We start from the raw sequence: 24,466 nt of genomic DNA on the forward strand, positions 1-24,466 counted from the left end.
AAGCAGCCGGAATGCCAAATGCCGTAAAAAATTAAGGGGGACTTGAATGAACAAGTCCCCCTTACCTAAATGTCCTAATCCACCTTCTGTAATTCTTCCACCACGCTGCCAGAATTTCCAAACCGGAACGCCAGATACGGAACCAGTACTCCAAGTAATATCAGAACCGGGAATACGATCAGCATCGGGGTAATCAGGAATTCATACCTCATAAACCACATTCCCTGGGACAACGCCTTAACTATGGTCAATGAGATGAAACACCCCGCTGCCAGAGAGAATGCGATGGTCAGCAGAGCATAATAGAGCCCTTCCACAATGACCAGTCTTGTCAGCTGCCTCCTTGTCATACCAATCGCCTGCATCATGGCAAATTCCCTCTGTCTTGAAATAATTCCTGTCAGAATGGAATTGACAAAGTTCAGTATCCCAATAAATCCAATGACAAATGCAAGAGAACCGCCCACCATCAGAAACATTCCTGTTATAGATGAAAATTGCTCTACATACTGCAGTTTTGAAGAATAATTCATCAGCGGTTCACGGCTCCCGGTATAGCTGTCCAGCCATGCATCCACATCTCTGTCTTTTCCCTCCTTTACGTTGAAGGAATAACTCATAAGGAACTTTTCAGATATGATTTCTTTAAAGAAATCTGCACTTACATAGTAAGTAAATTCTGTATTCAGGCGGTTCGTAAGATTCCAGTAATCATCTTTTATTACAGAAAGGACAGTGACCTCCTTTTCCTTATACTCTCCGTTTTTATCCATATAATTGAGTATAATCTTATCCCCAGGCTGGTGAAGTACTTTATCTTCAAGCACCTCGCCTTTGTCATCAACCTCTGTAGAATAGATGATGTAATCCCCCGTGGCAAGCTTTTCCCGGATAGTATTCGCATCGCTTTCGCCCTTCCACACTTTCATCTCGCCCACAACAAAGTCTTCCACTCCATAAAACATAACGGAATAATCCCCGTTCTCCATCTGTGGAATTGGTATAAAATTTTTTCCGTAGTACTCTCCCGGATTTCCATTTTCATCGACGTCATATCCTTCCGGAACCGCTATATTATCTTTCTTAACCCCCACTTTTCTATTGGCGGCATAGATGCGCCCGCCCTCTTCAAACCCGTTAATTCCCTGGCATGCCTCTATAAAGGATTCCGTAAGATTTTCCTCGTCAATCTCTTCTTCGGAGATACCATGATAAAAATCCGTGTTAAAATACTTGGCATTGGCGATTAAAAAGTCGGAATTTGTAAAGCTTCTGAGAAACAGATCCATGTCAAAAGAATTTGTGATCGTGAACACGCTGTTTAAAAGTACAACTGCCAAAGACAACGATACAATAATAATGGATGTTTTTCCCTTACTTCTTCCCAAATTAGAAAGCGCCATCCTCCAGATTTTTCCGCCGCCTGAAGAACGTTTCCCTTTCTTCTTTGCCCTCTTACCTTCCGTAAAGCGTAACGCTTCAATTGGAGAAACTTTTGCCGCCAATCTTGCAGGATGCCCGGTAGATATAAATATCGTAACCAGTGAGAATGCCGCTGCCCCTATAAAAATTACCGGGTTGACCGGCACCTGAGTCTCCCCGCGAGTTACTGTCCCGGTAGTATTCAAAATAGCAGGGAGCAGCGCTTTTCCTACGAAAAACCCGGCCAAAAGTCCGATTGGGATCCCTATGACAGAAAGCTTCAAAGCCTGCCTGCGGATAATTTTTTTAATCTGCCGTCCCGTTGTCCCGATCGTTTTGAGCAGTCCGTAATAACGAATATCTTTCATGATGGAAATACGGAAAATATTATATATGATCAGATATCCGGTAATCAGAATCAGCACAAGAGCTCCCGCTACAGCGCCTACGGTGGTGAGATCTGTGTCTGCCCCGTCAGAAACATATGCCCAGTTGGCATTGCTGGCTATATAATTGTCATCTCCCGGTTCCGTTGAAAATCCGCTTTCCGTCAGCACCCGATCCAGCTTTTTCTGGATACCCAGACTATTGGAAAATATAACATCCATACGGATAGCACCCATAGTGGAGCCGGTGTCATCCTGCCCCTTATACTCAAGCTCCTGTGCGTATTTTTCTACGTAGGCCTGGGATACCAGGGCAAATCCCACATCCAGAGCCGGATCTGATTTGATAACCCCGGACACAGTAAATGTGCGCTCTGTAATGGTTTCATCATAATTATGCAGCTGCAGGTCCAGAGTGACTTTCTGTCCGGGCTCTTTCGGAAGCCCCAAAAGCTCCATAGAAGTCTCATCCAGTAGGATTTCGTCTGCCGCTTTTGGTGCTTTTCCTTCTATGATGTCTATAAAACAGTGCGGGTAGGCTTCTTCCGGATAGTACCAGGCTTCGGCATGGCGTTTTAAAAATTCCGGATTCCGGACATAATCCGCCACAAGCCGGCATGGCATGCTCTCCTTAATCAGCGGGTGTACTTTAAGTTTCTCATACTCCTCCTGTGTAAGTTCTTTGAATACCCCGTGTGCATCGCCGCCGGACTGCCTTGCCGTCTGTCTTTGGAAGGTATATACGGTCCCAATGCCTACAGAAAACAGTGCCGAGAACAGCATTGATGTCAGGGCTATTGCAGCCACAGCTATCAGATTCCTTGTCTTATTTACTTTAAAGCTTTTATCCGACAGGCGGCGGATCACCTCTTTGTTCTTCACCTTACGCATGGCTTTCACCGCCTTTACCTCTCACCTTTCCGTCCTCAATCCGTATAATTCTGTCTGAAAGCTGGGCAATCCCCTCATTGTGTGTAATCATTACCATGGTCTGCCCGTACCGCTGGCTTGTAATCTTCATCAGGCTTAGTACGTCCTGGCTCGTGGCAGAATCCAGATTTCCCGTAGGCTCATCCGCCAGGATAATAGCTGGCTTTGATGCCAGTGCCCTTGCAATGGCAACCCTCTGCTGCTGTCCGCCGGAAAGCTGTGAAGGCAGGCTGTAGCATTTCTCATTCAGTCCCAGTGTTCTGATGACCTCTTTTACAAACGCCTTATCAACCTGGTTTCCGTCCAGTTCAATCGGAAGGACGATATTCTCATATACATTCAGTACAGGAACAAGGTTAAAACTCTGGAAAATAAATCCGATCTTTCGTCTGCGGAAAATAGTCAGCTCTTCATCCTTCAGGGCAAAAATGTCTTTTCCGTCCACGTATACCGTCCCCTCCGTTGGGCGGTCAAGTCCCCCCAGCATATGAAGAAGCGTGGATTTTCCGGAACCGCTGGTCCCTACAATCGATAAGAATTCCCCTTTCTCTACGCTAAGGTTTACCCCGTCCAGGGCCCTCACAAGGATTGCATCTTTCCCGTAATATTTTTTCAGATTCTTTGTCTTTAATACAGCCATTTGTTTTCCTCCTTCTGATGTTTCAACAATTCTGTTCCGATTCACGGCCTATGGCCCGTGCATAGTAACACAATTCTCTCATATGACTGAAAGGGCCATATCTCCTATTGATATGAAAAGATTGCACCGAAATGCAATCTCCTTTCGTATCTTCAATATTACAGGGCAATCCTAACTACATTCTGTCTGAATCCTAACAGTTGTGATAGAATTTCACAAGAATCAGACTCCCTTCCCCAGATAAATTTCAAAAACCGATCCCTTCTCTGTGCCGGGCCCTACTTTGATATATCCGTCATTTTTTCTAACGATTTCCCTGGCCAGGTAAAGGCCGATGCCGACGCCTTCCTCCTGCTGGTTGCCTGCCCCCCTATAGAAACGGCTGAATATCCTGCTTCTTTCCTCCTCCGGGATACCAGGACCTTCATCGGCTGTTCTGATGCACACATACATTGGGTATTCGATTACAGATACTGTTAATGTGCTGCCATTGGGAGAGTATTTTATCCCATTGTCCAGAATATTAAAAAGCGCTTCTTCCGTCCACTTCAAATCAAAGACCGCTTCAATGCTGTCAAAATCTGGTTCCAGGATTGTGATGGACTTTTCCTGTGCATGGGCTTTTGCATCCCTTATAGCATTCTCAACCAAAGGCCTGAGCGGTTGTTTCACCGGAACAACTTCCAGAATATCACTCTCTAGCCTGGACATCTTCACCAGTGCTTTAATCAGGAATTCCAGCTTTTCCGCCTGTACATGAAGCTGCTCTGCAATCACCTCCCCCTCCTCGGTTAGCGGCTGTTCTTTTAAAAGTTCGCTGTATAGAATGATATTAGCAAGTGGTGTTTTTGTCTGATGTGAAATATCTGAGAGAATGGACTTGATGTCCGCTCTCTCTTTGCGTGCCGCCTCAACTGACAGCTTCGAGGTGGAAAGATACTGTTTCCATCTGGATTCCAGCCTTGAAAGCTCTGTCTCGTCATAATTGACTTCCTGAAATGTACCTTCCATGGCCTCATCAAGCATCTGTTCCAAACGTTTCATCGTTTGATTCGTTTTCAATATGCCCATCATCTATTCTCCTTTTTCCCACACATACCCGATTCCATAGACAGTCCTGATCGGGCTTTCCTTCTCTTTGCGCTTCAGCTTTTTCCTCAGCCTGCCCACGGCAACCGACAGGGCGTTCTCATCAATATAATCAGATCCCTCCTGCCAGATTCCCTCATTCAATATTTCCCTTGTCAATGTCTGTCCCGGGTGCGATATAAACATGCGGAGAAGCTTCTGCTCCGTACGGCTCAGCTCGATCGGATTCCCCAAAACTTCAAACACCTGCCTGTCGAACGCGAAGGAATAACCGCCTTTTTCGTATCTGCTTCCCGTATCATTTTCCAGGCGCGCAAACAGGCGCTCCACTCTGGCCCTTAAAACCATCAGGCTGAACGGTTTCGTAATATAATCGTCGGCCCCCATCTCGATTCCCCTGACCTCATCGATCTCCATATTGTTGGCAGTGAGCATGATAACCGGAACGCTGGAAGTCGTACGCACATGCCCAAGAAAATCATATCCGCTGCCATCTGGCAGATTAATGTCCAAAAGCACCATGTCCACTTCTGCTGTCTCCCAGTATTCCATGCCTTCCTTCAAAGAAAAGGCTTGCAAAAACTTCCAGTCAGGTTTCCTTAAAGCCAGTGCCACGCCTTGGTTCAGGCCCTTGTCGTCTTCTATAATTAAGATTATTTTTCCCGTAATCTGTCCTTTCATAATTCCTGTTGCGGATCAATTTTTATAACATACAAAATAGTTAACAGCAATTTCTATCTGAATCTTCCATAAAACAACATCATCAATTTTAAATCAAAAATACAACAGGTAATCTCCCAGACTACCTGTCAGTGCAATTTGATTCAATTACATATCTATCGCTGTTGACATCGGGATTCCTAAACGTGACAGCACATCTTCGGCACGTTGTTTTACACTTGGATTCACTCTTAAATTCAATGTTGCTGATTTTTCCATATGCTTTCATCTCCTTTGTTTGATTGTAACGCAATTGTTGTTACGCAACAAGCACGAACCCCATTTTTTAGTACAATAAGTTACTATTCACGGCCTATGGGCCGCGCATAGTTACGGCATCTGGCTTATTTAAAATCGCCAGTGGTGAGAAGCCAGATGCCCGCCCCCATTACTTTATTTGCTATGTACATTACAAAAATAGCAGGTAATCTTATAGACTACCTGCCATTGCTATTTTAAAAACAATCTTTTTTACTGGCCCTTTTTCTTCATTCTTTATGCACGGCATATGGGCATCCTGTGGTGCATAATACCCAAATTTCCCCTTATTAAGAATATTATAACCATAATTTTTTCTCTTTTTATAAAAAATAATATCTTCTTTAGGTGTTCTATCCTCTTCCGTTTCCAGTTCGTCCGCAAAATCCACATAGATTCGTTCTTCTCCATCAACGATATACTGCAGATCAGCGTATTTTCGATGTGCTTCCATTCTTCCGGCTCCCCGGTCTTTTGTTTCGTAACTCTGCACGATTGCAAATAGCTTGTCTCCATCTAACGCGTACCGTCCTTCCGCAATTCCTTTTTGTTGGACTTGTTCGATAAAGGATACTATCTGCTCTGCATACGGCTTTATATCTCCATAAGTCTTCAGATTTTCTAATTTATCAAAAATCATTTTTATCTATCTCCAGCTTCGTTTACTTCTTCTTTCCAAACATTTTCTTCACAGCAGGACCAAGTATCGGTGAAAAGAGAGAAATAACTGCCAAAGCTAAAAATACTGCACAGATTGGATGTGTAAAGAAAATGGAGAATTTTCCATCACTCATTGTAAGCGCTCCCCGGAAATTAGTTTCCGCAAGTGCACCTAATATGATACCGATAACAATCGCCGACATAGAGAACTCAGTCTTATTCATAAAATATCCAAGGATTCCAAATCCAACCATTACAAACACATCTATTATAGAATTGTTATATGCATACGCCCCGACAAATGTAAGTGTAAAGATGACCGGAAGAAGAATTTCTTTGGGTATATTTACAACTTTTACAAATACACGAATCATGGAAAATCCCATAATTCCCATTACAACATTCGCAAGCAGCAGTCCTATGAAAATCGCATAAACTGAGCTTGCCTGTTCTTTGAATAATAACGGCCCGGGCTGCATTCCCTGAACCATCAGCGCTCCAAGCATAATTGCTGTTGCTCCGTCTCCTGGAATTCCAAGTGTCAGCATTGGAATCATCGCTCCACCTGATACAGCATTATTTCCTGCCTCAGGTGCAACGATACCTTCCGGCTCTCCATTTCCAAAGTTGTTCTTATATTTTGACCATCTCTTTGCCTGATCGTATGATACAAAAGAAGCAATATCTCCGCCTGTTCCCGGAATGCAACCAATAAATGTTCCAAATATAGAAGAACGAAGAAGCGTAACAAATACACGTCTGATATCCGCCCATGTTGGAAATACTCTTTTAATCTTTACATCCGTCTTTGTATGCTTTTCTTTGTAACAGTCTTCAACACTTTGAAGTACCTGAGAAAACGCAAATAATCCGATCAGTATCGGAACAAATGAAATTCCTCCAAGTAAATAAGTAGAACCAAATGTAAAACGCATAGAACCACTGAGATTATCGATCCCAATTGTTGCAATAAATAATCCGATAAATCCTCCAAGCAGCCCTTTTGCTATGAAACCTGATGATACACTTGTAATGATACTGAGTCCAAATATTGCAAGTGCAAAGTATTCAGGTTTAGAAAATTTCAAAGCAACCGATGCAAGTAATGGTGAAAAGATGATCAAACAGATTGCACTGAATACTCCGCCAAACGTTGAGCCAAAAGTTGACAAGCCCAAAGCTCTTCCTGGTTGTTTTAACTTTGTGGCCATGGGATATCCATCCAGTGTTGTAGCAACAGATGCAGGTGTCCCCGGTGTCTTCAAAAGAATCGCTGAAATAGATCCGCCATATATCGCACCACAATATATTCCAAGCAACATTAGAATACCGCCTACACCCTGGAATGCAAATGTAAGAGGAAACAACAGAGCAATTCCCATATTAACAGAGAGTCCCGGCATGGCCCCGATCAGAATACCTGCCCCTGTTCCAAAAACCAAACCCAGCAGATTTGTCACTGTAAATACATTACCAAGTGCTGTCATTATATCTGCCATTCTTTCCACCTCCTATCTCATAAATATCGGGTCCGGCAGAGAAATATTCAGCAACACACCAAATAGTACATATACCGCAGCCAGCGTAATCACAGTTGTCAATACAATTTTTTTAACACTTCTTACTTCCAGCAAATACATAACCGCCGGTATAAACAGTAATGCTCCGATATAAAACCCAAGGAAATAGAGAATTACACAAAACAAAACGATAACCCCAAATAAAATATATACCCTCATATTTGCCGGAGTTGATATCGTAAATGTTTTTTCTTCCAGCATTTTTTTATTCTTCAATGTTGAGATTGCCAGTCCCACTGCGAAAATGATAATCAAAGCTCCAAGAAGCATTGGCCAGAATCCTGCTCCCGGATCGCCATCGCCAATTTGAATCTTTAATGATGATGACATCACCACAATTCCTAATCCCACTAAAAACATGATTGCAGAAATTATGTAATTTGCTTTCTTCATGTTTCCCATATTATTCTGCCTCCTATTATTTGGGAAAAGGAAATTTTTCCTTTTCCCATTGTTGTACTATTCCACTTCTATATCTTTTAACAGATCTTCATACATTGCAAAGTCATCTTCCATCATTTTCTGGCAGTCCTCACCGATAATGCACTGTGGATCAATTCCCTGCTTTTCGAAATATTCTACAAATTCATCACTTTCGCATGTCGTTTTTGCGGCATCTCTTAATTTTGTCAGAATATCTTCTGGTGTATCTTTTGGTGCAACAAGGCTTGCCCATGCACGGATAACCATATCATGTCCCATCTCTTTAAATGTCAAAACATCTGGATAAATGGTGGAGCGTTCTTCTGACATAATACCAAGAATCTTCATTTCTCCTGCGTCTACCTGAGATTTATAACTTGACGGATCAGCGATTGTTGCATCAATATGCCCGCCTGTCAGAGCTGCTGCAATATCAGCAGAACCGTTCGGATATGGTATATGTTTTAACTTAACATCAAATTCATTTTCAAAACTTACTGCTGCTACGTGCCAGATTGCTCCCATACCAGAGTTTCCCACCTCTACTGATCCAGGATTTTCTTTACAATAAGCTACAAAATCATCAACTGTATCATATGGAGAATCTGCCGGTACAATCAATGCCGCCGGCGCAGCAATCGGAGCACAGATTGCTGCGTAATCTTCCGGTGTAACCTGACATTTGTCCTGCCATGGGAACATAGAAAGTTCTACTGTAACCATTCCAAGCGTGTATCCGTCTGCCTTTGCTGCTGATGTCTCCACCATTCCTGTCACACCACCGCCATCCGGTTTGTTTGTTGCCACAAAATTAGAACCTTCCAGATTTTCTTTCATATACTGCATCAACCCTCTTGCCGCTGTGTCGGTTCCCCCGCCTGCAGCTTTCGGGATAATTACTGAAATATCTTTGCTTGGATAATCATCTGCAGAACCTTTTTCAGAACCTCCGCTGGAACATCCCACTAATGCCGATACAGCTAATACACCTGCCATGATTAATACCGCTAATTTTTTACACTTCATTTGTTTTTCCTCCTCTACTCTGATACTATTTCATTTATTCTTTTTTCTAACCGGTTAAGTGCCCGTACTTCTTCTTTGAACGTATTTGTCAGTCCTTCTTTTTCTTTTACTCTACTGTTGGTTGTGATATGAAGCCCCTCTATTTCCGAAAGATAATATTTCGCATTTACCGGATAATACTGCCTTTCAATCAGAGATGCTATTGTCAGAAAGTCGGAGACTTCTCCGGCTTTTTCCTCTGTATAATGTTCACACAGCCATGTATAAAACTGCGGATGGAAGTTAGCCATTACACCGCTGAATCCAGCGGCTCCTTCTTTCAATGATTCCAATAGGGTGGTTGTATTTGCATTATACAATTTTAGATTTGTTCCCTTTATAATCTTTAGTTTCTCTTTGATCTGATCGATATCACAGCAGGTATCTTTCAAAAAATAGAATCTCCCGGTAGACGCGCACCATGAAATTGTTTCTGGTGACATCAATCTTTTATACGGATACGGGCACTCATAAAAACCGAGTGGGATTTCGTATCCTAGGTTATCTAATATTTTTTTACAATTTTCAATCCATACTGCATCGTCTTCGCCTTCTTTTGCGAGTCGGTTTGTAATTAGTATTACCGCATCCACCCCTGTTTTTGCAATCTCATTCAGTTCTTTGATCTGATCTTCCAGATTATCTGAGACATGACCGGATGCGATAACCGGAACCCTTCCCGCTGCATACTCCACTGTTTTTGCTGCATATTTTACACGTTCTTCTAATGACAGACAGAACATTTCACTTGACTGGCATACGGCAAACATTCCTGATACTCCATTTTCAATGTACCAGTCTACCAGTTCCTTCAGGGCATCATAATCAATTTCATTTTTGTCAGTATAAGGTGTCAGCATAACTGGCCATGATCCCCCTGGAAATTCTTTTTCCATTTCGCTTCTTCCTCACTTTCCTTTTTATTTCTTTATTTTGCAAAAGGCTATATTTTCCCTTTTGTAAGTGTATGTTATATACAGAAATTCTTCATCCTGAATGATCGCCGGATAAGCGAATTCCCCATCCCCTGTACTTAGATCCTTAATCTTCTTCCAGGTTTCGCCATTGTCACTTGAGACAGCAAGTGATATAGGTGTTCTTTCTCCCCAGTTAACTCCCACTGGATTATACACAAGGAATTCTCTTCCGTCTTCTGTCTGAATCATATCAATCCCACTGTTATTATTAGGCAATTCTGTTGCATATGCTTCTGTCCATGTCTCTCCTCCGTCTTCTGAATCACTGCGGTATATTTTCCCTTCCGTGCTTCGCAGAAGCATATGAACCTGATTCGGTTTAGTTTCCCAAAGAGTGGGCTGAATCACTCCTCTTCCGTAAAATGACTGTTCACTTACCGGAATAGAACTTTTCTCTTTTGCAACAGTTCTCTCTCCTTCTTTGTATGCCAGCCGTTTTATTTCTACTTCTTGTGATTTTCTCCAGGTTTTTCCTTCATCGTCTGAATAATCAACAAATGCTTTCCATATTCCCTGTTCGGTAGATCCAGGAGCTAATATTCTCCCACTTTTCAATCGAATTGGTTTGTTTCTGACAGGTCCCCTTCCTCCGAGATCTCCTTTTACCAACTCTTTTTCTGCTCCAAAGGACTCGCCATTGTCTTCTGAAATACGATACATCGTTCTCCAGCTGCCGATTTCATTTCCGACCTTATAGAAAATTATGATTTTCTTTTCATCGATGCGAAATAAAACCGGATTCCAATGTGCTTCATTTGACTGTGCAAGAATTACAGGCTCTTCAAAATGCTTTTCATTGCCTCGTGCAATCCAAATCGCTACATCTTCCATGCCCTCTTTTGTACCGCCGAACCATGCTACAATAAATTTGTCCTGATCCAGTTTCAATATGGTTGATGCATGGCACATAGCTGTTGGACATTTTTTCATTATCAGTTTCATTGTTTCTCCTCCTTTCGTTCTGTAATGCAGAGCGCTGTTCTGATATATCCCTTTTTTTAATGTGAACGTTATAAAATACGTTCACACTATTTATTCAACCATGATATTCTTCTTTTACAACCTATTCTCAATCTTTGCGACATACTTTTTTATCAGTAGTGCCCATTCTATTATCTGGTCTTCTGTAAAATTAGCAGCCAGGCCACTGACGCTAATTGCCGCATACAATTTATGAGCTTTATCAAAGATCGGCATTGCAACACACTTTACGCCAAACTCATGTTCCATGTTGTCAATCGCATACCCCCGCTGTCTTGTTACCTCAAGTTCTCTTTTAAGCTTTGACACATCCGTAATTGTATGATCTGTATAAACTGTAAGATCTTTTTCCATATATCTATTAATCTCTTCCTCAGAAAGATTCGCTAACATTGCTTTTCCGATACCGGTACAATGCATTTCAGCCCTCTCTCCCAAAATAGATCTCATCAGATTGACTGATTCTGCCGGATATGTAGCTTCCAAATATACAACTTCTCTATCATGCGGTATTGCCAGATAAACTCTTTCATCTGTGATATTAGCCAGCTCTTGCATGTATGGCATAGCTATCTTAATAATGGAAAATGTATCCCCCATAGCTCTGCTCAATGCAAACACCTGCATTCCAAGCTTATATCTCTCTGTCTCCTCATCCTTTTCCAGATACCCCATTATCTTAAGTGTTGTAAGAATGTCATATACATTACTTTTATATAATCCTAGCCTTTCACTTATTTCTGTAACTCCCCAAGTTGGTTTTACCAGGAAACAGTTCAGAACATCCAATGCTTTTTTTAGAGACTTAACTTTTATTTCATTTTCAGCCATTTATAATCCCTTCTTGCTATCGTTCTGTATATCAGAACTTTGTTATAAATTTATCTTAATAAAAGGATAGCATACTTATTTTGTAATGACAATAGGATATAATCCATATATTTTTCAATGCTTTTTTGTTCATAATGTATAGAAACTTATAATAACCTGTCACTCAGCCAGCTCCTCTTATTTCAAAAAAACATCTCCCGCTTTATCTCCGCTGTGCCCCAGCTCGATTCCGCTGCCGCTTCATCTCGCTGATGGGCTTTCGCCCTATAAGTCTAAAGTCAAAAACAGCCGCAGAAGAACATAAATGCTCTTCTGCGGCTGTTTCAGCCTTTATCCTTGCACGGCTCACTGCCTGCCTACTCGAACTCAATCGTAGCCGGCGGCTTAGGAGACATATCGTAGCAAACCCGATTCACATTCTCCACCTCGCCCAATATCCTCTCGGTTATCTTCTCCAGCACATCCCAGTCTACCTTCTCAATCGTAGCCGTCATAGCATCAATCGTATTAATAGCCCTCAGTATAACCATATACTCAAAGCATCTCTCATGGTTCTTCATCCCCACAGATTTAAAATCCGGTACAACCGTAAAATACTGCCAAACCTTCTTATCCAGTCCGGCCTTCTCAAACTCTTCCCTCAGAATAGCATCCGACTCCCTGACAGCCTCCAGCCGTTCCCTCGTAATAGCACCCAGGCACCTCACGCCAAGTCCCGGCCCCGGGAATGGCTGGCGGTATACCATACTCTCCGGCAGTCCCAGTTCAATGCCGCATGCGCGCACTTCATCTTTAAACAACTGTTTCAGAGGCTCAACAAGCGCAAACTGCAGATCCTCCGGCAGACCGCCCACATTGTGATGAGATTTTACCATCTTAGCAGTCTTGGTACCGCTCTCAATAATATCCGGGTAGATTGTGCCCTGTCCCAGGAACTCAATCCCATCCAGTTTCCGTGCTTCTTCCTCAAATACGCGGATAAATTCCCCGCCAATAATCTTTCTCTTCGTCTCCGGATCTGCGACTCCTGCCAGCTTATCCAGGAACCGGTCCGTTGCATCCACATAGATCAGGTTCGCATGAAGCTGATTTTGGAAGACTTCCACAACACTCTCAGACTCATTTTTCCGCATCAGTCCATGGTTTACATGCACGCATACCAGCTGCTGCCCGATCGCTTTGATCAAAAGCGCCGCTACTACAGAAGAGTCAACACCGCCTGAAAGCGCAAGGAGAACTTTCTTATCCCCGACCTGGCGCTTCACAAGCTCCACCTGATCCTCAATAAAGTTCTTCATATTCCAATTTGCCTCTGCTTTGCACTGGTCGAAGATAAATTCCTTCATGGTCTCGTCATCCGGAAGCTGCTCATACTGCTTCTCACATTTTGCGGTCGGATGGTCTACGGAAATCACCGGATATCCGCACTCGTATAATGCCGGACTGACGTCAACTGCCTGTCCGTCGACAACGCGGTTCTCACCGCCGTTTAATATAATTCCTTTTACATTGTCCAGTGCATTCAGCTCGTCCGCGGTGATGTCGTGAGGGTGAATCTCACTGTATACGCCAAGGCTGCGGATTTGACGGGCAAGCACGGTATTGTTGGTACTTCCCAGATCCAGAATAACAATCATGTCCTGTTTCATTTGTTTTCCTCTCTTTCTTATACATTATTCCGCAGTTTAACTGCGGACCCGCCCGCAGGGCATGTGTTACGGGGTGCCCTTTGGGTATACTTTAATCTGCAGCTATGCTGCAGACCCGCCCGAAGGGCATGCATTACGGGATGCCCTTGGGTATACCATGAACCCAAAACTGATTCCCCATGTATTTAGGTTCATAATATATTCGTACATTTTTTCTTTCTGATTTTTCGATGAGCCATGCGCACAAACTATGATTCAGTGTCCGCTCTGTATGCGCATCCCGCTCATATCTTAGAAGGCCAAAGATTTATCCAACGGCCCCATACTTTTTTATTATAACTGAACCCGTCTTTAATTTCCATCTAAGAAATAGAAATAACACATATTTTTCTCTCTGCATATAATAATTAAAATTGTATTTTGTCAGGAGTTTCACAATGGAATATCCCCAATACGATTATGCGGTCATTGGAGGCGATATGCGGCAGGTATATCTGGCGGAAGAACTGGCCCACCATCAGAACCGTGTATGCTGCTATGCCCTCATGGCTGCGCCCGACGAGCGCAGGTGCTCCGATGCCTCCGTTGTAAACGCAGTTTCCGATCTTCGGGAGGCCTGTGCCGGTTCCCGCTGCGTCATTGGTCCCATTCCGCTCAGTAAAAACGGGCGTGATATCAGCCAGAATGCACCGGAAGGCTGCCTGCATCTGGATGCACTGCTCTCCTCTCTGAACTCCGGCTGCCATTTCTTTTCCGGCTGTATTCCGGAATCTTTTAAAAATGCGGCGCTGGAAAAGGGCGTTTCTGTTCATGATCTGATGGAACACAGTTCCCTAGCTTACTACAACACGATAGCCACAGCAGAGGGCGCTTTGTGCGAGGCGATTTCCAGAAGCCCGCAGAATCTCCGCCAGAGCAGTTGTGCGGTCCTTGGATATGGAAAATGCGGCCGTACACTTGTCCAATATTTAAAAGCCCTGTGCTGCCGCGTCTTTGTCTTTTCTATTGATGAACAGGAATGCGCACAGGCTGCTGTTGCCGCCGATACTTCGATGCCCCTGGATGCTCTTTTAAAACACATCGGGAACTTTGATTTTATTTTCAACACAGTTCCCGCTTTGATTGTAACGGCGGAAGTACTGGAAAATGTAAAAAGTTCCGCCACGATCATAGATATTGCGTCTGCCCCCGGCGGAGTCGACTTTGCAGAGGCGCAGAGGCTGGGAATCACAGCCGCTCTGTGCCTGGGACTGCCCGGGAAATATGCCCCTTCCTCCTCAGCGAAGGCGGTAAAGGAAACCATCGAATCTCTGCTCTCTCAGGAGCATACGGCTCAAATTCATAAGGAGTGATTAAATATGTCTTTAGAAGGAAAAACCATTGGAGTGGCCCTGACGGGCTCCTTCTGTACCTATGAAAAAGCATTTGAAGGAATCCAAAATCTTGTAGACGAAGGAGCTCTGGTCCAAACTATTTTCTCAGACGCTTCCGGCACCATTGACAGCCGCTTTGGCAGTGCGGAAACGTTTCTGAAAAAAGCCGAGGACATCACGGGTGTCCGCCCCATGATGACCATATCCGAAGCAGAGCCGATCGGTCCCGGCAGTCTGCTGGATATCCTCGTGCTCTTCCCCTGCACCGGCAACACGATTGCCAAGCTGGCGAACGGCATCACCGATACACCAGCCCTGATGGCGGCAAAGGCCCACCTCAGAAATAACAAACCGCTTCTCATCTCCATTTCTACCAACGATGCCCTTGGCATGAATATGAAAAATATCGGCCTGTTACTAAACGCCAAAAATATCTATTTCATCCCATTTGGCCAGGATAATCCACAGAAAAAGCCCAACTCCATGATTGCACACACCGAGCTTCTGATTCCTGCACTGGAAGCCGCTTTGGAAGGACGGCAGTATCAGCCTGTCATCCTTTAAGCCTAAGGCGCCTCGTCATAATTCTGAAAAGACTGGAAGAAGATATGACATTTATATGAAAAAGGAGAAGAAAAAATGTGTGGAATTGCCGGATTTTTTAACCCTTACATGGATTACAAAACGAATGAACCAAAGTGGCAGCATATTCTGGAGGATATGAACCGCGCGCAGAAACGCAGGGGGCCCGATGATGAGGGTACTTATCTGAGCTCTCTGTGCGGGCTGGCACATGTAAGGCTCGAGATCATCGACCTGGCAACGGGGCATCAGCCCATGATCCGCAGGTCACAGAACCGTGAATGTGCGATTGTATTTAACGGTGAAATTTACAATATGGCGGAGCTGAAAGCGGAACTGATCCTGGAGGGAGCTGATTTCTGCACGTCCAGCGACACAGAAGTCATTCTGACAGGGTATATGCTCCATGGAAAAGATTATATCAAAAAACTGAACGGTATCTTCGCTATTGCATTGTGGGATTCGGTTCCCGGTGAACTCTGTCTGTTCCGTGACAGGCTGGGCATCAAACCGCTATTTTACACCATGGCCGGGGAAACCCTTGTATTTTCCTCGGAAATCAAAGGGCTGTTTGCCTATCCCGGAGTGACCCCGGTATTGGATCGCGCCGGGCTCTGTGAAATCTTTGCCCTGGGGCCTGCCAAAACATACGGCAAGGGCGTTTTCAAAGACATCCTGGAAGTTCTGCCGGGCCAGTGCATCACATTTGACCGGACCTCTTGTACGGAGGATTTCTATTGGATGCTGGAGAGCCGTCCCCATGAAGATTCCATGGAAAAAACGATCGAGAAGACCGCGTGGCTTGTGGAGGATGCGGTCAAAAAACAGATGCTTTCCGACATCCCAATCAGCACCTTCCTGTCCGGCGGCGTAGACAGCAGCCTTGTGACCGCTATTTGTGCCAGGGAGCTGAAAAAACAGGGGAAAGTATTAAATACCTTTTCCTTTGACTTTGTGGATAATAACCGCTACTTTCGTTCCAATTCCTTCCAACCCAGCCAGGACCGGCCCTACGTTGATAAAATGGTGGAATATGCCGGTTCGAACCACCGGTACCTGGAATGCTCCAATCAGGATCAGCTGGACTGCCTGTATAAAGCTGTAGATGCAAGGGATCTTCCCTGTATGGCGGATGTGGAATCCTCCATGCTGTACTTCTGTTCCCAGGTGAAGGACTACAACAAAGTCACCCTGACCGGTGAATGCGCGGACGAAATCTTCGGCGGCTATCCCTGGTTCCACAGCCGGGAAGCCTTTGAAACCGCTGCCTTCCCCTGGTCCCGGAGCATGGAGCCAAGACAGACACTTTTGGATGACTGCCTGATCCGGGATTTGCGCATGGAAGAATATGCCCGGGAAGCCTACGAGAAAACAATCCAAGAAACACCACGCCTCCCCGGGGACACCCCTGAAGAAAAAAGACGCCGCGAGATCGCCTGGCTCAATCTGCGGTGGTTCATGGTAACACTGCTCGACCGGATGGACCGCACCAGCATGTACAGCGGTCTGGAGGCAAGGGTTCCCCTGGCGGATTACAGGATCGTAGAGTATATTTTCAATGTACCCTGGCAGATGAAATGCCCCGACGGCATTGTAAAAGGTCTGCTCCGGCACGCAGGAGAAGGGCTTCTCCCCAGCGAAATCCTCTGGAGGAAAAAGAGCCCCTACCCGAAAACATACGACCCCGCATACGAAAAAATGCTTGGCGGCCAGCTGAAAGAAGTCCTGACCGATCCCAATGCGCCAATCCACAGCCTGCTGGATACCAAGAAAGTCCACGCATTTGTAAACAGCCCGTCCGACTATGGGAAGCCCTGGTACGGGCAGCTCATGGCCGGTCCGCAGATGCTGGCCTACATGCTCCAGGTCAACTATTGGCTCGCACATTATAAAATTCGATTCTAAAAAGATGTAGACACACAGGGAAATAAAAGCGCATAATTAAGACAGGAGACGTTTGCCGTTGTCCCCTGTCTTTTATGCCGAAATTCACGTACGCCTCCCCGCCAAACAGGCGGTTCACTCTCATTCTTCCCTGACAAACATAAGTACAAATCCCCCCGCCAGCAGCGCCCCGGCTATCCATATAGACTGCAGCCCAATAGCCCTGCTCATAACCGCCCCGACCGCGGCCCCAACCGCAAAGATCAATATCACAAAATAATAATGCAGACTTTTCTTTTTCAGCGCCTTATCCTTTGTAATATGATATTTACAAAGCATTTCCGTGGCACTTCTCATATTGCCGATGCACATTGTAGTAGCACAGGGAATCCCCCTAAATTTACGAAAACTGTTCACCTGCATGGCACAGGCAAAAGACATCAGCACATTAGCCAATACATCAAAAGTATGAGGCAGAAGCCCCACCACGGCAAGCAAAACCACTTCCACAACAAGGACAATCTGCCGCCAGTGTATTCTCTGATAATCTTTATATAAATGATGCACCCATTCCGTCACATACACCCCGCCGACAAATGCAGCCAGAGGCATCAGATAATGCAGCGCCGTCCCCCAGTTCCCCTGAGCCAGGTTCTGCCCAAGCAATACAATATTCCCTGTCTGGGCATTGGCAAACACCCTGCCCCTGCAGTTATAGGAATACGCATCCTGAAATCCCCCCGCCAGCGTAAGTAACACCGCCAGAGACATCGATTCCGACATCTGCTGCTTTGCTTTTAATTTCATCATCTGTCTGACCTCCCAATGCTACAAAAATATTTCACCCATAATTATACGACTAATTTCCCCAAAGTAAAGGGATTTAGTGGACGCGCTTTAGTCGCGGCCACGGATGGGGGGACGCTTAATGACAGGGATACCGGGGAGGGACCGGGGCTGTATATGCCGGTGCGATATGCACCCGTGCTGCTAACTGCCCCTAGGACAACCGCTGCCGGATAGACGGGTACACTGAACACATCACGGGAAATCTGATGATTTCCCGCGCTGGGTTCAGTAAAAATTTGATTTGGTGATCAAATTTTTCCCCGCCTATCCGGCAGCGGTTGTCCAAGGGGCAGTAAGCGCACTCTAGCATTTCGCACCGGCATATACAGCCCCGGTCCCTCCCCGGTATCCCTGTCATAAAGCTGGCTCATCCGACCGGTAGGAAAGGGCCCGTTCACCGGTTTGGATCCCTGACGGGGGCAGCGGATGTGAATTGACTACACGGAGCGTTCATCTGCATGAACGGATTCGTATGACTATTCAGGATGACATTCCCTAATAAAATTCCCCCCCCTCATAATATAATACCTAAACAATTAAAAACATTTAAACAAGATGCACATTACACACATCCAATCCCATCCGCCTCCCCCGTTTAGACCCCCACTAGGGAACGAGTCTTTTCCAACCGGTCGGATGAGCCAGACAAGCGGACTGTAAGCGGCAAGCCCTCCGGCCTGTATGGTCGGTTTAAAACGCCTTATAGCGGACGATTAGAAGCTCTTAGAGAGCCAGAGGCATCCGGAAGGGATGAAAATTGATTCTCCGAAATCAATTTTCAATCCGGCCTGTGCTGAAAAAATATCAATTTTTTCAGCGCATGCCGGATGTGCCCTTCCGGGTGCCTCTGGTTCTCTTAGAGCTTCTTCGTTAAGCGCTCAGGATTTTAAACCGACCATACAGGCCGGAGGGCTTGCCGCTTACAGTCCGCTTGTCGTCCCCCATCCGTCACCGAGTCTAAAGCTCGTTGACTATGCAATTGATTTGATGATCTGTTCTTTTAGTACGGATTGTCCCGAGATGAGTACTGCTACGATACAGATCAGGATATTTACCGCTGCCATCAGCAGAACAGGCAGTGGGGACATGCCCGCCTTGGGATGCAGGTACAGATACACATGAACCATGAAGTAATACAGGATTTTCTGTAAGATCAGGTACATCACCACCATGACAAGGCTGGAATACAGACCGTATCTCACACCCTCTTTCACCAGCATTTTCCGGAATCCTGCATCGGTGATACCCATGGCCCGCAGGATGCCGAATTCGTGCTTTCTTGCAGCCACCAGATATTGCATGCTGTTCAGGATATGGAGAAAACTGATTGCCAGGAGAATCGCTCCCACACCATAGAAAAACAGCATTTTCCGGGCAAGGTACTGATTCTCTTGTTTGATCTGCTCCGTATAATCTTTTACAACACATTTCTTGACTCCTGACACTGTCTTGCGTATCTCATCGGATACTTTCGAGGCGTCTGCCCCTTCTTTCAGGCTGATGCTGATTGTCCGGTAACCGCTGACTCCAAAATTCTTCTTCATCTGCTCATTTGTCATGATGATATCAACCCGGTCCCTGCCGTCATCCCCTATAAATGTATCCACCTTCGCCAGAGGCCGGCTTGCTACTGCGGCTGCCTGGAAGTCTGAATGTCTGTACCGGATCTCCTCTGATTCAAAACGCAGCACCTCCCGGGCGGCTTCTGGGCTTGCAGGCGTTTTCAGAGTGATGTTATCGCCTGCCTTGATCTCGATCCCGTCATAATTTCCCTGCCCGTCCATGATGGTCTTGAAGATCATACTGTTCTCTGCGCGCATCCTGTCCGGATCAATTTCTCCCTTCAGAAGATACTCGTTCAGGCCTTGAAGCAGCTCATCGTCATACCCGTATATATTTGCTTTCAGCAGATAATCCTTCTCTCCGATCTGCACAGCTACGCCATTGTACTTCTCCATCAGTACCGGATCTGGTTTGATATCCCCACTGTTCGCAATTTCAGGATAATAGGAATTCCATTTAAATGTCCCGTCCAGGAATGATACTTCCCCCAGCATATATCTGACCGCGTTCATGCTTTTGATTCCCTGTATCTGTCTCAGCTCCTGAACCGTCCGCTCGGGGATGACCGTCTCCAGTGCATCCGAATCTACATAGATCTGGATATCTGAACCCAAGCCGTCATCAGCCTTGAAGGTCAGTTCATTATTAATTCTGGTATTTTCAGACACGTATGCCGCACCCAGAAAAAGCAGGCCTCCAACGGACAGAGAGAGCAGAATTCCCAGAAACGCTCCTTTTCTTGCAAACATAAACTTTTTTGTCAGAACCCCCGTGAGATTTGGAAGCTTTACGCTGTATATTTTCCGGTTCTTTCTTTTCTTCCCGCCTTCTTTGGCAAGCAGCTCCCTGAGCGTCAATTTGTGCATTCTGCGCACCAGTATGAAGCTAATCAGAAAGATCAGAACAAGGAAGAATACCGCCCCTCCCACAATGACATCTTCAGATATATAAAATCTGCCGGGGGCAGGCAGGCTCACGGCTATCTGCCTGGTATCCCCGCTCTGGTGTACAATAAAGTCTTCCGGATACACGAAAATCTGCCCCTGGGCTCTATAGATCAGTGAGGCGGCAGCATTTCCCAGGATACAGCCCAACGGGTACCCGGGCAGAAAAATCATAAATAATTCTGCCGCAAGAATGCCAAAGGTACTTTTCTCCCCCATTCCCACGGTCTGCAGAATGCTGTACTGGGACATTCTCCGGATAACGGATACCTGGAACAGGCTGTACATGATGAAAATACTGAACAGCCCCAGTGCGGCCATAACTACCTTTTCGGTAAGATTCCAGTTTTCATTCAGCATGTACCAGATATAAGGCAGACCGGTGCCCTTCACCGTGACGCCCGTCTTAATCGTATTCAGCACAGACGTGCCGCCCTCTCCGCCCAGATATTTGAGCATTTGATTATTTCTTTTCAAACCGGATTTTTCAATCCCAAATGTATCTGCCAGTCTTGCCGCCTGCTTATACACCTTGCGGGACTCATCAAACTTCATATAAAGAAACTCACCGTTTGTCCCGTAATCCAGATCCTGGTCAACCAACACCTGCATACTGTCCGCATCCGGCATGCTGGAAATGATTCCGCACAGGGTGAATTCCTCATTGTCCAGCTTCACCCGGCTTCCGATCTCCGCCGGAATATCCAGATTTCTGAGCGTGTAGGTATCCATTGCCACTTCATTTTTCTGCTGTGGATAGTGTCCCTGCTCCAGCCTGCGGCCCATGATATCCAGATAACCTGAGTCTGCATATGCCATGGTAATCTCGTAGGGCTCTTCCATGACTTTCCGGATCGTCAGAACCCCAAACTTCTCTACTTTGTATCCCTTTCCCTCGGTATGCCCCTGAAAATCCGTGAACCAGGGGAAATCGCAGCGCACATAATAATGCCAGTCTCCTGCCTTTCCTCTGGCATTTTCAAGAGTAGCGTTTCTTCCGCTCCCCATCAGAGAGCCTATACCGGTAAGTATGGACGCAGAAAGAAGAATCCCCAGAAACAGGGACAGCGTCTGTTTTTTGTAATATTTTAAATAGGCAAAAGCCAGCCGGATGGTGTTTTTCAATGCTTCTCACCGCCTTTTGCGTAAAATTCTCTTTCGCCGTCATACAGCCGCCCGTCCTCGATGCGTATCAGCCTGTCACAGGTCTGAGCAAGCGCTTCGTTGTGTGTCACCATTAAAATTGTCTGGTTATACTTTTTGCTGCTGGACTTTAAAAGCCCCATCACTTCGATGGCCGTGCGGGAATCCAGATTACCGGTGGGTTCATCCGCCAGTATGATGGCTGGTTTATTCGCCAGCGCCCTGGCAAGGGCCGCCCGCTGCTGCTGACCGCCGGACAGTTCATTTGGGTAGCTCTTTCTCTTCTCCCAAAGTCCCAGCTCTTTCAGCAGATCCTCTATATAAGCGTGATCCATATATTTTCCTTTGTCGAAAGTGGCCGGAAGAGCCACATTATCGTATACGTTAAGCACCGGCATCAGGCTGTAATTCTGGAAAACGAAGCCGATATTACGGCGCCGGAAAATCGTCAGCTCTTTCCGCTTCAGCTCTGCTATATCGTGGTCCCGTATGATCACGTTCCCCTTCGTAGGTATATCGAGCCCCCCGATCAGATTCAGCAGGGTGCTTTTCCCGCTCCCGCTTGCCCCCACAATTGCCGCAAACTCGCCCTGCTCCGCGGAGAAACTCACGTCGGACAGCGCCCGGACCGGGATATCCCGGGAGCCATATACCTTATCTACATGCTGTATGTCTAAAATCTTCATCCTAAACACTCCTTTCCTGTTCATTCTGATTTTATCAGGGCGTGCTTACATACATCCTACAAATAAAAAAGAAATTCTTACAAAACTGTCAGAAATCAATTTCCACAGTTCTGTAAGAAAACAGAAAAGCAGCTTCCCTTCCCAGGCTCAGAAGCCACGTTCATATATCCTTTCTCTTTTTCCAGAATCAACTTGGACAGATACAGGCCAATCCCGGATCCGTCCATATTTTCCGCATCCTTACTCCGATAAAAGCGCTGAAAAATCTTTGTCAGCTCCTCTTTCGCGATTCCCATCCCTGTATCCCGAAACCAGATCTCCGAATACATCTCATACCGCCTCATCCCTATCGTAATACACCCTGACTCCGGCGTATACTTTACGGCATTCTCCAGAATATTGGCAAATACCTCTGTAGTCCATTTGGGATTATGGTACAGGAAACAGTCCGGAAAATACTCGGTCTCTATCTCAATCCCCTTGCGTTGTGCCTTTTCGTAAACCAGATTCACCGCGTCAAGCAGCGTCCGGCGTATCAGTGCCCCCTCCGCCTCAAATACAATCACATTCTGTTCCAGCTTCACCATCTTAAACAGAGAATTCAGAATCCACTCCACCTTTACCGACTGCTTCTTCATCTTACCAAGAAACTTCTCCTGTTCCTCCCGTGGAAGCGATCCATCCTCCAGAATTTCTTCATACATCATAATGTTTGCAAGAGGAGTCTTCAGCTGATGAGACATATTGGAAATCAAGCTTTTTACCTGCTCCTTCTCCCTCTGGGCGCCGCCCACTTCAGCCTCCAGTTTTTCCTGGATACGCCTCGCCTTCCCCGCAAGGGCAGACACCTCCCCCTCACTCAAATCCGTCTGTTCAATCCTTTTATTATCCAGAATCCGGTCCATCATCCGGTCAACTTCCCGGTAAAGCCTCTGTTTCTTCCGCCTGAACCACAGCGCTGCTCCGGCAAAAACAAGAGCCAGTCCGCCAAAAATCCCCATCCATAACCATTCCATCATTCTCTACCGCCCTGTTTCTATCCACCCTCACATGCGTAATCAGACACTCATTATTATTCGATATACTAGTTCTCTTTCCATATGTATCCCAGTCCATGCACCGTCTTAATACAGCTGGGGGAATCCGGGTTCTCCTCAATCTTAGAACGCAGTCTCCGAATATTCACAGAAACCGTATTCTCATCCACAAACCGCCCGGAACTGTCCCAGACATATTCCAAAATCTGTTCCTTAGACAAAACCTGATTCCGGTTTTCCAGAAAAAACAACAGCAGCTTATACTCCACCTTACTCAGCAGAACTTCCCCGCCATCCCGAAAAACCCTGCACTCCCGCAGATCAACCCGTATCCCATTAGACTGGACAGCCTGTCCTCCATCACGCCGCATAACCAGCCGTTTCACCCGCGCTTTCAGAACCGCAACCGAAAAAGGTTTCGTCATAAAATCATCAACCCCCAGCTCCAGAGCCATCACCTCATCCAGCTCCGTATCCCTGGCCGTCAGCATCAATACAGGCACATCACTCTCCGCCCGAATCTCCCTGCAAAAATCAAATCCGCTCCCATCCGGCAAATTACAATCCAAAATAACACAGTCATACCCGCCCCTGGCCAGCATCCGCCGCCCGTCCCGGATACTAACCGCCAAGTCCGTGACATACCCGTCCGCCGAAAAAGCAAACCCAATCCCTTCCCCCAAATCAACATCGTCCTCAACAATCAACAAACAAGCCATACTCAATCCCTCACTTCACAATCCCTGCAGTCACCAACATCCTCACAAAAAAATCCCCGTGCTGACCATATCTTA

20 protein-coding genes and 1 pseudogene are annotated in these 24,466 nt (G+C 45.8%); 3 read left to right on the forward strand and 18 right to left on the reverse strand.

The features are described from left to right. Positions 1-74: 74 nt before the first annotated feature. From GKG43_RS01100 to guaA, 13 genes and pseudogenes are all read right to left on the reverse strand, one after another. Positions 75-2,699 carry an FtsX-like permease family protein gene (locus GKG43_RS01100; RefSeq protein WP_050640527.1) on the reverse strand — a complete coding sequence of 875 codons (2,625 nt, stop codon included), beginning with the start codon at positions 2,697-2,699 and terminating at the stop codon, positions 75-77. Continuing rightward, complete coding sequence (locus GKG43_RS01105) at positions 2,692-3,378, reverse strand: ABC transporter ATP-binding protein (protein ID WP_050640528.1); 687 nt, start codon at positions 3,376-3,378, stop codon at positions 2,692-2,694. The genes GKG43_RS01100 and GKG43_RS01105 overlap by 8 nt, the downstream gene beginning before the upstream one ends. Before the next feature lie 222 nt (positions 3,379-3,600). After that, on the reverse strand, positions 3,601-4,449 hold the full coding sequence (locus GKG43_RS01110) for a HAMP domain-containing sensor histidine kinase (protein WP_055153039.1): 849 nt from the start codon (positions 4,447-4,449) through the stop codon (positions 3,601-3,603). A gap of 3 nt (positions 4,450-4,452) precedes the next feature. After that, complete coding sequence (locus tag GKG43_RS01115) at positions 4,453-5,148, reverse strand: response regulator transcription factor (protein WP_154253232.1); 696 nt, start codon at positions 5,146-5,148, stop codon at positions 4,453-4,455. 150 nt (positions 5,149-5,298) lie between these two features. Continuing rightward, positions 5,299-5,406 (reverse strand): annotated as a pseudogene (locus GKG43_RS01120) (type II toxin-antitoxin system antitoxin, RelB/DinJ family); the annotation flags it as partial. Between the two features lie 211 nt (positions 5,407-5,617). Beyond that, entirely contained in the window at positions 5,618-6,085 is a 468-nt protein-coding gene (locus tag GKG43_RS01125; RefSeq protein ID WP_055152962.1) for a YhcH/YjgK/YiaL family protein, read from the reverse strand. 22 nt (positions 6,086-6,107) lie between these two features. Then, positions 6,108-7,604, reverse strand: coding sequence for a tripartite tricarboxylate transporter permease (locus GKG43_RS01130; RefSeq protein ID WP_129878383.1), 1,497 nt, complete (start codon positions 7,602-7,604; stop codon positions 6,108-6,110). A 12-nt stretch (positions 7,605-7,616) separates the two neighbouring features. Next, on the reverse strand, positions 7,617-8,087 hold the full coding sequence (locus GKG43_RS01135) for a tripartite tricarboxylate transporter TctB family protein (protein ID WP_050640531.1): 471 nt from the start codon (positions 8,085-8,087) through the stop codon (positions 7,617-7,619). Between the two features lie 57 nt (positions 8,088-8,144). Continuing rightward, positions 8,145-9,134, reverse strand: a complete 990-nt coding sequence (locus tag GKG43_RS01140) for a tripartite tricarboxylate transporter substrate binding protein (RefSeq protein WP_055152964.1) — start codon at positions 9,132-9,134, stop codon at positions 8,145-8,147. 14 nt (positions 9,135-9,148) lie between these two features. Further along, complete coding sequence (locus tag GKG43_RS01145) at positions 9,149-10,069, reverse strand: dihydrodipicolinate synthase family protein (protein ID WP_055152966.1); 921 nt, start codon at positions 10,067-10,069, stop codon at positions 9,149-9,151. Positions 10,070-10,093: 24 nt separating this feature from the next. After that, the gene (locus GKG43_RS01150; RefSeq protein WP_055152968.1) at positions 10,094-11,092 is read right to left on the reverse strand and encodes a sialidase family protein; all 999 of its coding nucleotides are present in this window, start codon (positions 11,090-11,092) and stop codon (positions 10,094-10,096) included. A gap of 114 nt (positions 11,093-11,206) precedes the next feature. Continuing rightward, positions 11,207-11,962, reverse strand: a complete 756-nt coding sequence (locus GKG43_RS01155) for an IclR family transcriptional regulator (protein WP_055152970.1) — start codon at positions 11,960-11,962, stop codon at positions 11,207-11,209. A 356-nt stretch (positions 11,963-12,318) separates the two neighbouring features. Continuing rightward, positions 12,319-13,611 carry a glutamine-hydrolyzing GMP synthase gene (guaA, locus tag GKG43_RS01160; RefSeq protein WP_055152972.1) on the reverse strand — a complete coding sequence of 431 codons (1,293 nt, stop codon included), beginning with the start codon at positions 13,609-13,611 and terminating at the stop codon, positions 12,319-12,321. A gap of 437 nt (positions 13,612-14,048) precedes the next feature. Here guaA and dpsA point away from each other — a divergent pair, with 437 nt between their 5' ends. The 3 genes from dpsA to asnB all read left to right on the forward strand — a co-directional run bounded on the left by dpsA (position 14,049) and on the right by asnB (position 17,471). Then, positions 14,049-14,963, forward strand: coding sequence for a dipicolinate synthase subunit DpsA (gene dpsA, locus GKG43_RS01165; protein ID WP_055152974.1), 915 nt, complete (start codon positions 14,049-14,051; stop codon positions 14,961-14,963). Between the two features lie 6 nt (positions 14,964-14,969). Beyond that, entirely contained in the window at positions 14,970-15,548 is a 579-nt protein-coding gene (locus GKG43_RS01170; protein WP_050640538.1) for a dipicolinate synthase subunit B, read from the forward strand. Positions 15,549-15,623: 75 nt separating this feature from the next. Then, positions 15,624-17,471 (forward strand): asparagine synthase (glutamine-hydrolyzing), encoded by a 1,848-nt coding sequence (gene asnB, locus GKG43_RS01175; protein WP_055152976.1) that lies wholly within the window; start codon positions 15,624-15,626, stop codon positions 17,469-17,471. Between the two features lie 120 nt (positions 17,472-17,591). Here asnB and GKG43_RS01180 read toward each other — a convergent pair whose 3' ends face one another. The 5 genes from GKG43_RS01180 to GKG43_RS01200 form a co-directional block, all read right to left on the reverse strand. Then, the gene (locus GKG43_RS01180) at positions 17,592-18,260 is read right to left on the reverse strand and encodes a YoaK family protein (protein ID WP_050640540.1); all 669 of its coding nucleotides are present in this window, start codon (positions 18,258-18,260) and stop codon (positions 17,592-17,594) included. Between the two features lie 1,010 nt (positions 18,261-19,270). Then, positions 19,271-21,931, reverse strand: coding sequence for an FtsX-like permease family protein (locus GKG43_RS01185; RefSeq protein ID WP_055152978.1), 2,661 nt, complete (start codon positions 21,929-21,931; stop codon positions 19,271-19,273). Next, positions 21,928-22,635 (reverse strand): ABC transporter ATP-binding protein, encoded by a 708-nt coding sequence (locus GKG43_RS01190; RefSeq protein WP_050640542.1) that lies wholly within the window; start codon positions 22,633-22,635, stop codon positions 21,928-21,930. Before GKG43_RS01190 ends, GKG43_RS01185 begins: the two co-directional genes overlap by 4 nt. A 95-nt stretch (positions 22,636-22,730) precedes the next feature. Next, positions 22,731-23,654: a HAMP domain-containing sensor histidine kinase gene (locus GKG43_RS01195; protein WP_330377614.1), complete on the reverse strand. Its 924-nt coding sequence runs from the start codon at positions 23,652-23,654 to the stop codon at positions 22,731-22,733. Between the two features lie 65 nt (positions 23,655-23,719). Further along, entirely contained in the window at positions 23,720-24,391 is a 672-nt protein-coding gene (locus GKG43_RS01200) for a response regulator transcription factor (protein ID WP_055152980.1), read from the reverse strand. Between the last annotated feature and the right edge of the window lie 75 nt (positions 24,392-24,466).

Source organism: Eubacterium sp. BIOML-A2 (assembly GCF_009680135.1).
Lineage (GTDB): Bacteria > Bacillota > Clostridia > Lachnospirales > Lachnospiraceae > Faecalicatena > Faecalicatena contortus_B.

What these genes read in the sequence shown, in the direction of transcription:
- GKG43_RS01100 (WP_050640527.1), bottom strand. Translation starts at nt 2,699, where the DNA reads ATGCGTAAGGTGAAGAACAAAGAGGTGATCCGCCGCCTGTCGGATAAA.
- GKG43_RS01105 (WP_050640528.1), bottom strand. Translation starts at nt 3,378, where the DNA reads ATGGCTGTATTAAAGACAAAGAATCTGAAAAAATATTACGGGAAAGAT.
- GKG43_RS01110 (WP_055153039.1), bottom strand. Translation starts at nt 4,449, where the DNA reads ATGGGCATATTGAAAACGAATCAAACGATGAAACGTTTGGAACAGATG.
- GKG43_RS01115 (WP_154253232.1), bottom strand. Translation starts at nt 5,148, where the DNA reads ATGAAAGGACAGATTACGGGAAAAATAATCTTAATTATAGAAGACGAC.
- GKG43_RS01125 (WP_055152962.1), bottom strand. Translation starts at nt 6,085, where the DNA reads ATGATTTTTGATAAATTAGAAAATCTGAAGACTTATGGAGATATAAAG.
- GKG43_RS01130 (WP_129878383.1), bottom strand. Translation starts at nt 7,604, where the DNA reads ATGGCAGATATAATGACAGCACTTGGTAATGTATTTACAGTGACAAAT.
- GKG43_RS01135 (WP_050640531.1), bottom strand. Translation starts at nt 8,087, where the DNA reads ATGGGAAACATGAAGAAAGCAAATTACATAATTTCTGCAATCATGTTT.
- GKG43_RS01140 (WP_055152964.1), bottom strand. Translation starts at nt 9,134, where the DNA reads ATGAAGTGTAAAAAATTAGCGGTATTAATCATGGCAGGTGTATTAGCT.
- GKG43_RS01145 (WP_055152966.1), bottom strand. Translation starts at nt 10,069, where the DNA reads ATGGAAAAAGAATTTCCAGGGGGATCATGGCCAGTTATGCTGACACCT.
- GKG43_RS01150 (WP_055152968.1), bottom strand. Translation starts at nt 11,092, where the DNA reads ATGAAACTGATAATGAAAAAATGTCCAACAGCTATGTGCCATGCATCA.
- GKG43_RS01155 (WP_055152970.1), bottom strand. Translation starts at nt 11,962, where the DNA reads ATGGCTGAAAATGAAATAAAAGTTAAGTCTCTAAAAAAAGCATTGGAT.
- guaA (WP_055152972.1), bottom strand. Translation starts at nt 13,611, where the DNA reads ATGAAACAGGACATGATTGTTATTCTGGATCTGGGAAGTACCAACAAT.
- dpsA (WP_055152974.1), top strand. Translation starts at nt 14,049, where the DNA reads ATGGAATATCCCCAATACGATTATGCGGTCATTGGAGGCGATATGCGG.
- GKG43_RS01170 (WP_050640538.1), top strand. Translation starts at nt 14,970, where the DNA reads ATGTCTTTAGAAGGAAAAACCATTGGAGTGGCCCTGACGGGCTCCTTC.
- asnB (WP_055152976.1), top strand. Translation starts at nt 15,624, where the DNA reads ATGTGTGGAATTGCCGGATTTTTTAACCCTTACATGGATTACAAAACG.
- GKG43_RS01180 (WP_050640540.1), bottom strand. Translation starts at nt 18,260, where the DNA reads ATGATGAAATTAAAAGCAAAGCAGCAGATGTCGGAATCGATGTCTCTG.
- GKG43_RS01190 (WP_050640542.1), bottom strand. Translation starts at nt 22,635, where the DNA reads ATGAAGATTTTAGACATACAGCATGTAGATAAGGTATATGGCTCCCGG.
- GKG43_RS01195 (WP_330377614.1), bottom strand. Translation starts at nt 23,654, where the DNA reads ATGATGGAATGGTTATGGATGGGGATTTTTGGCGGACTGGCTCTTGTT.
- GKG43_RS01200 (WP_055152980.1), bottom strand. Translation starts at nt 24,391, where the DNA reads ATGGCTTGTTTGTTGATTGTTGAGGACGATGTTGATTTGGGGGAAGGG.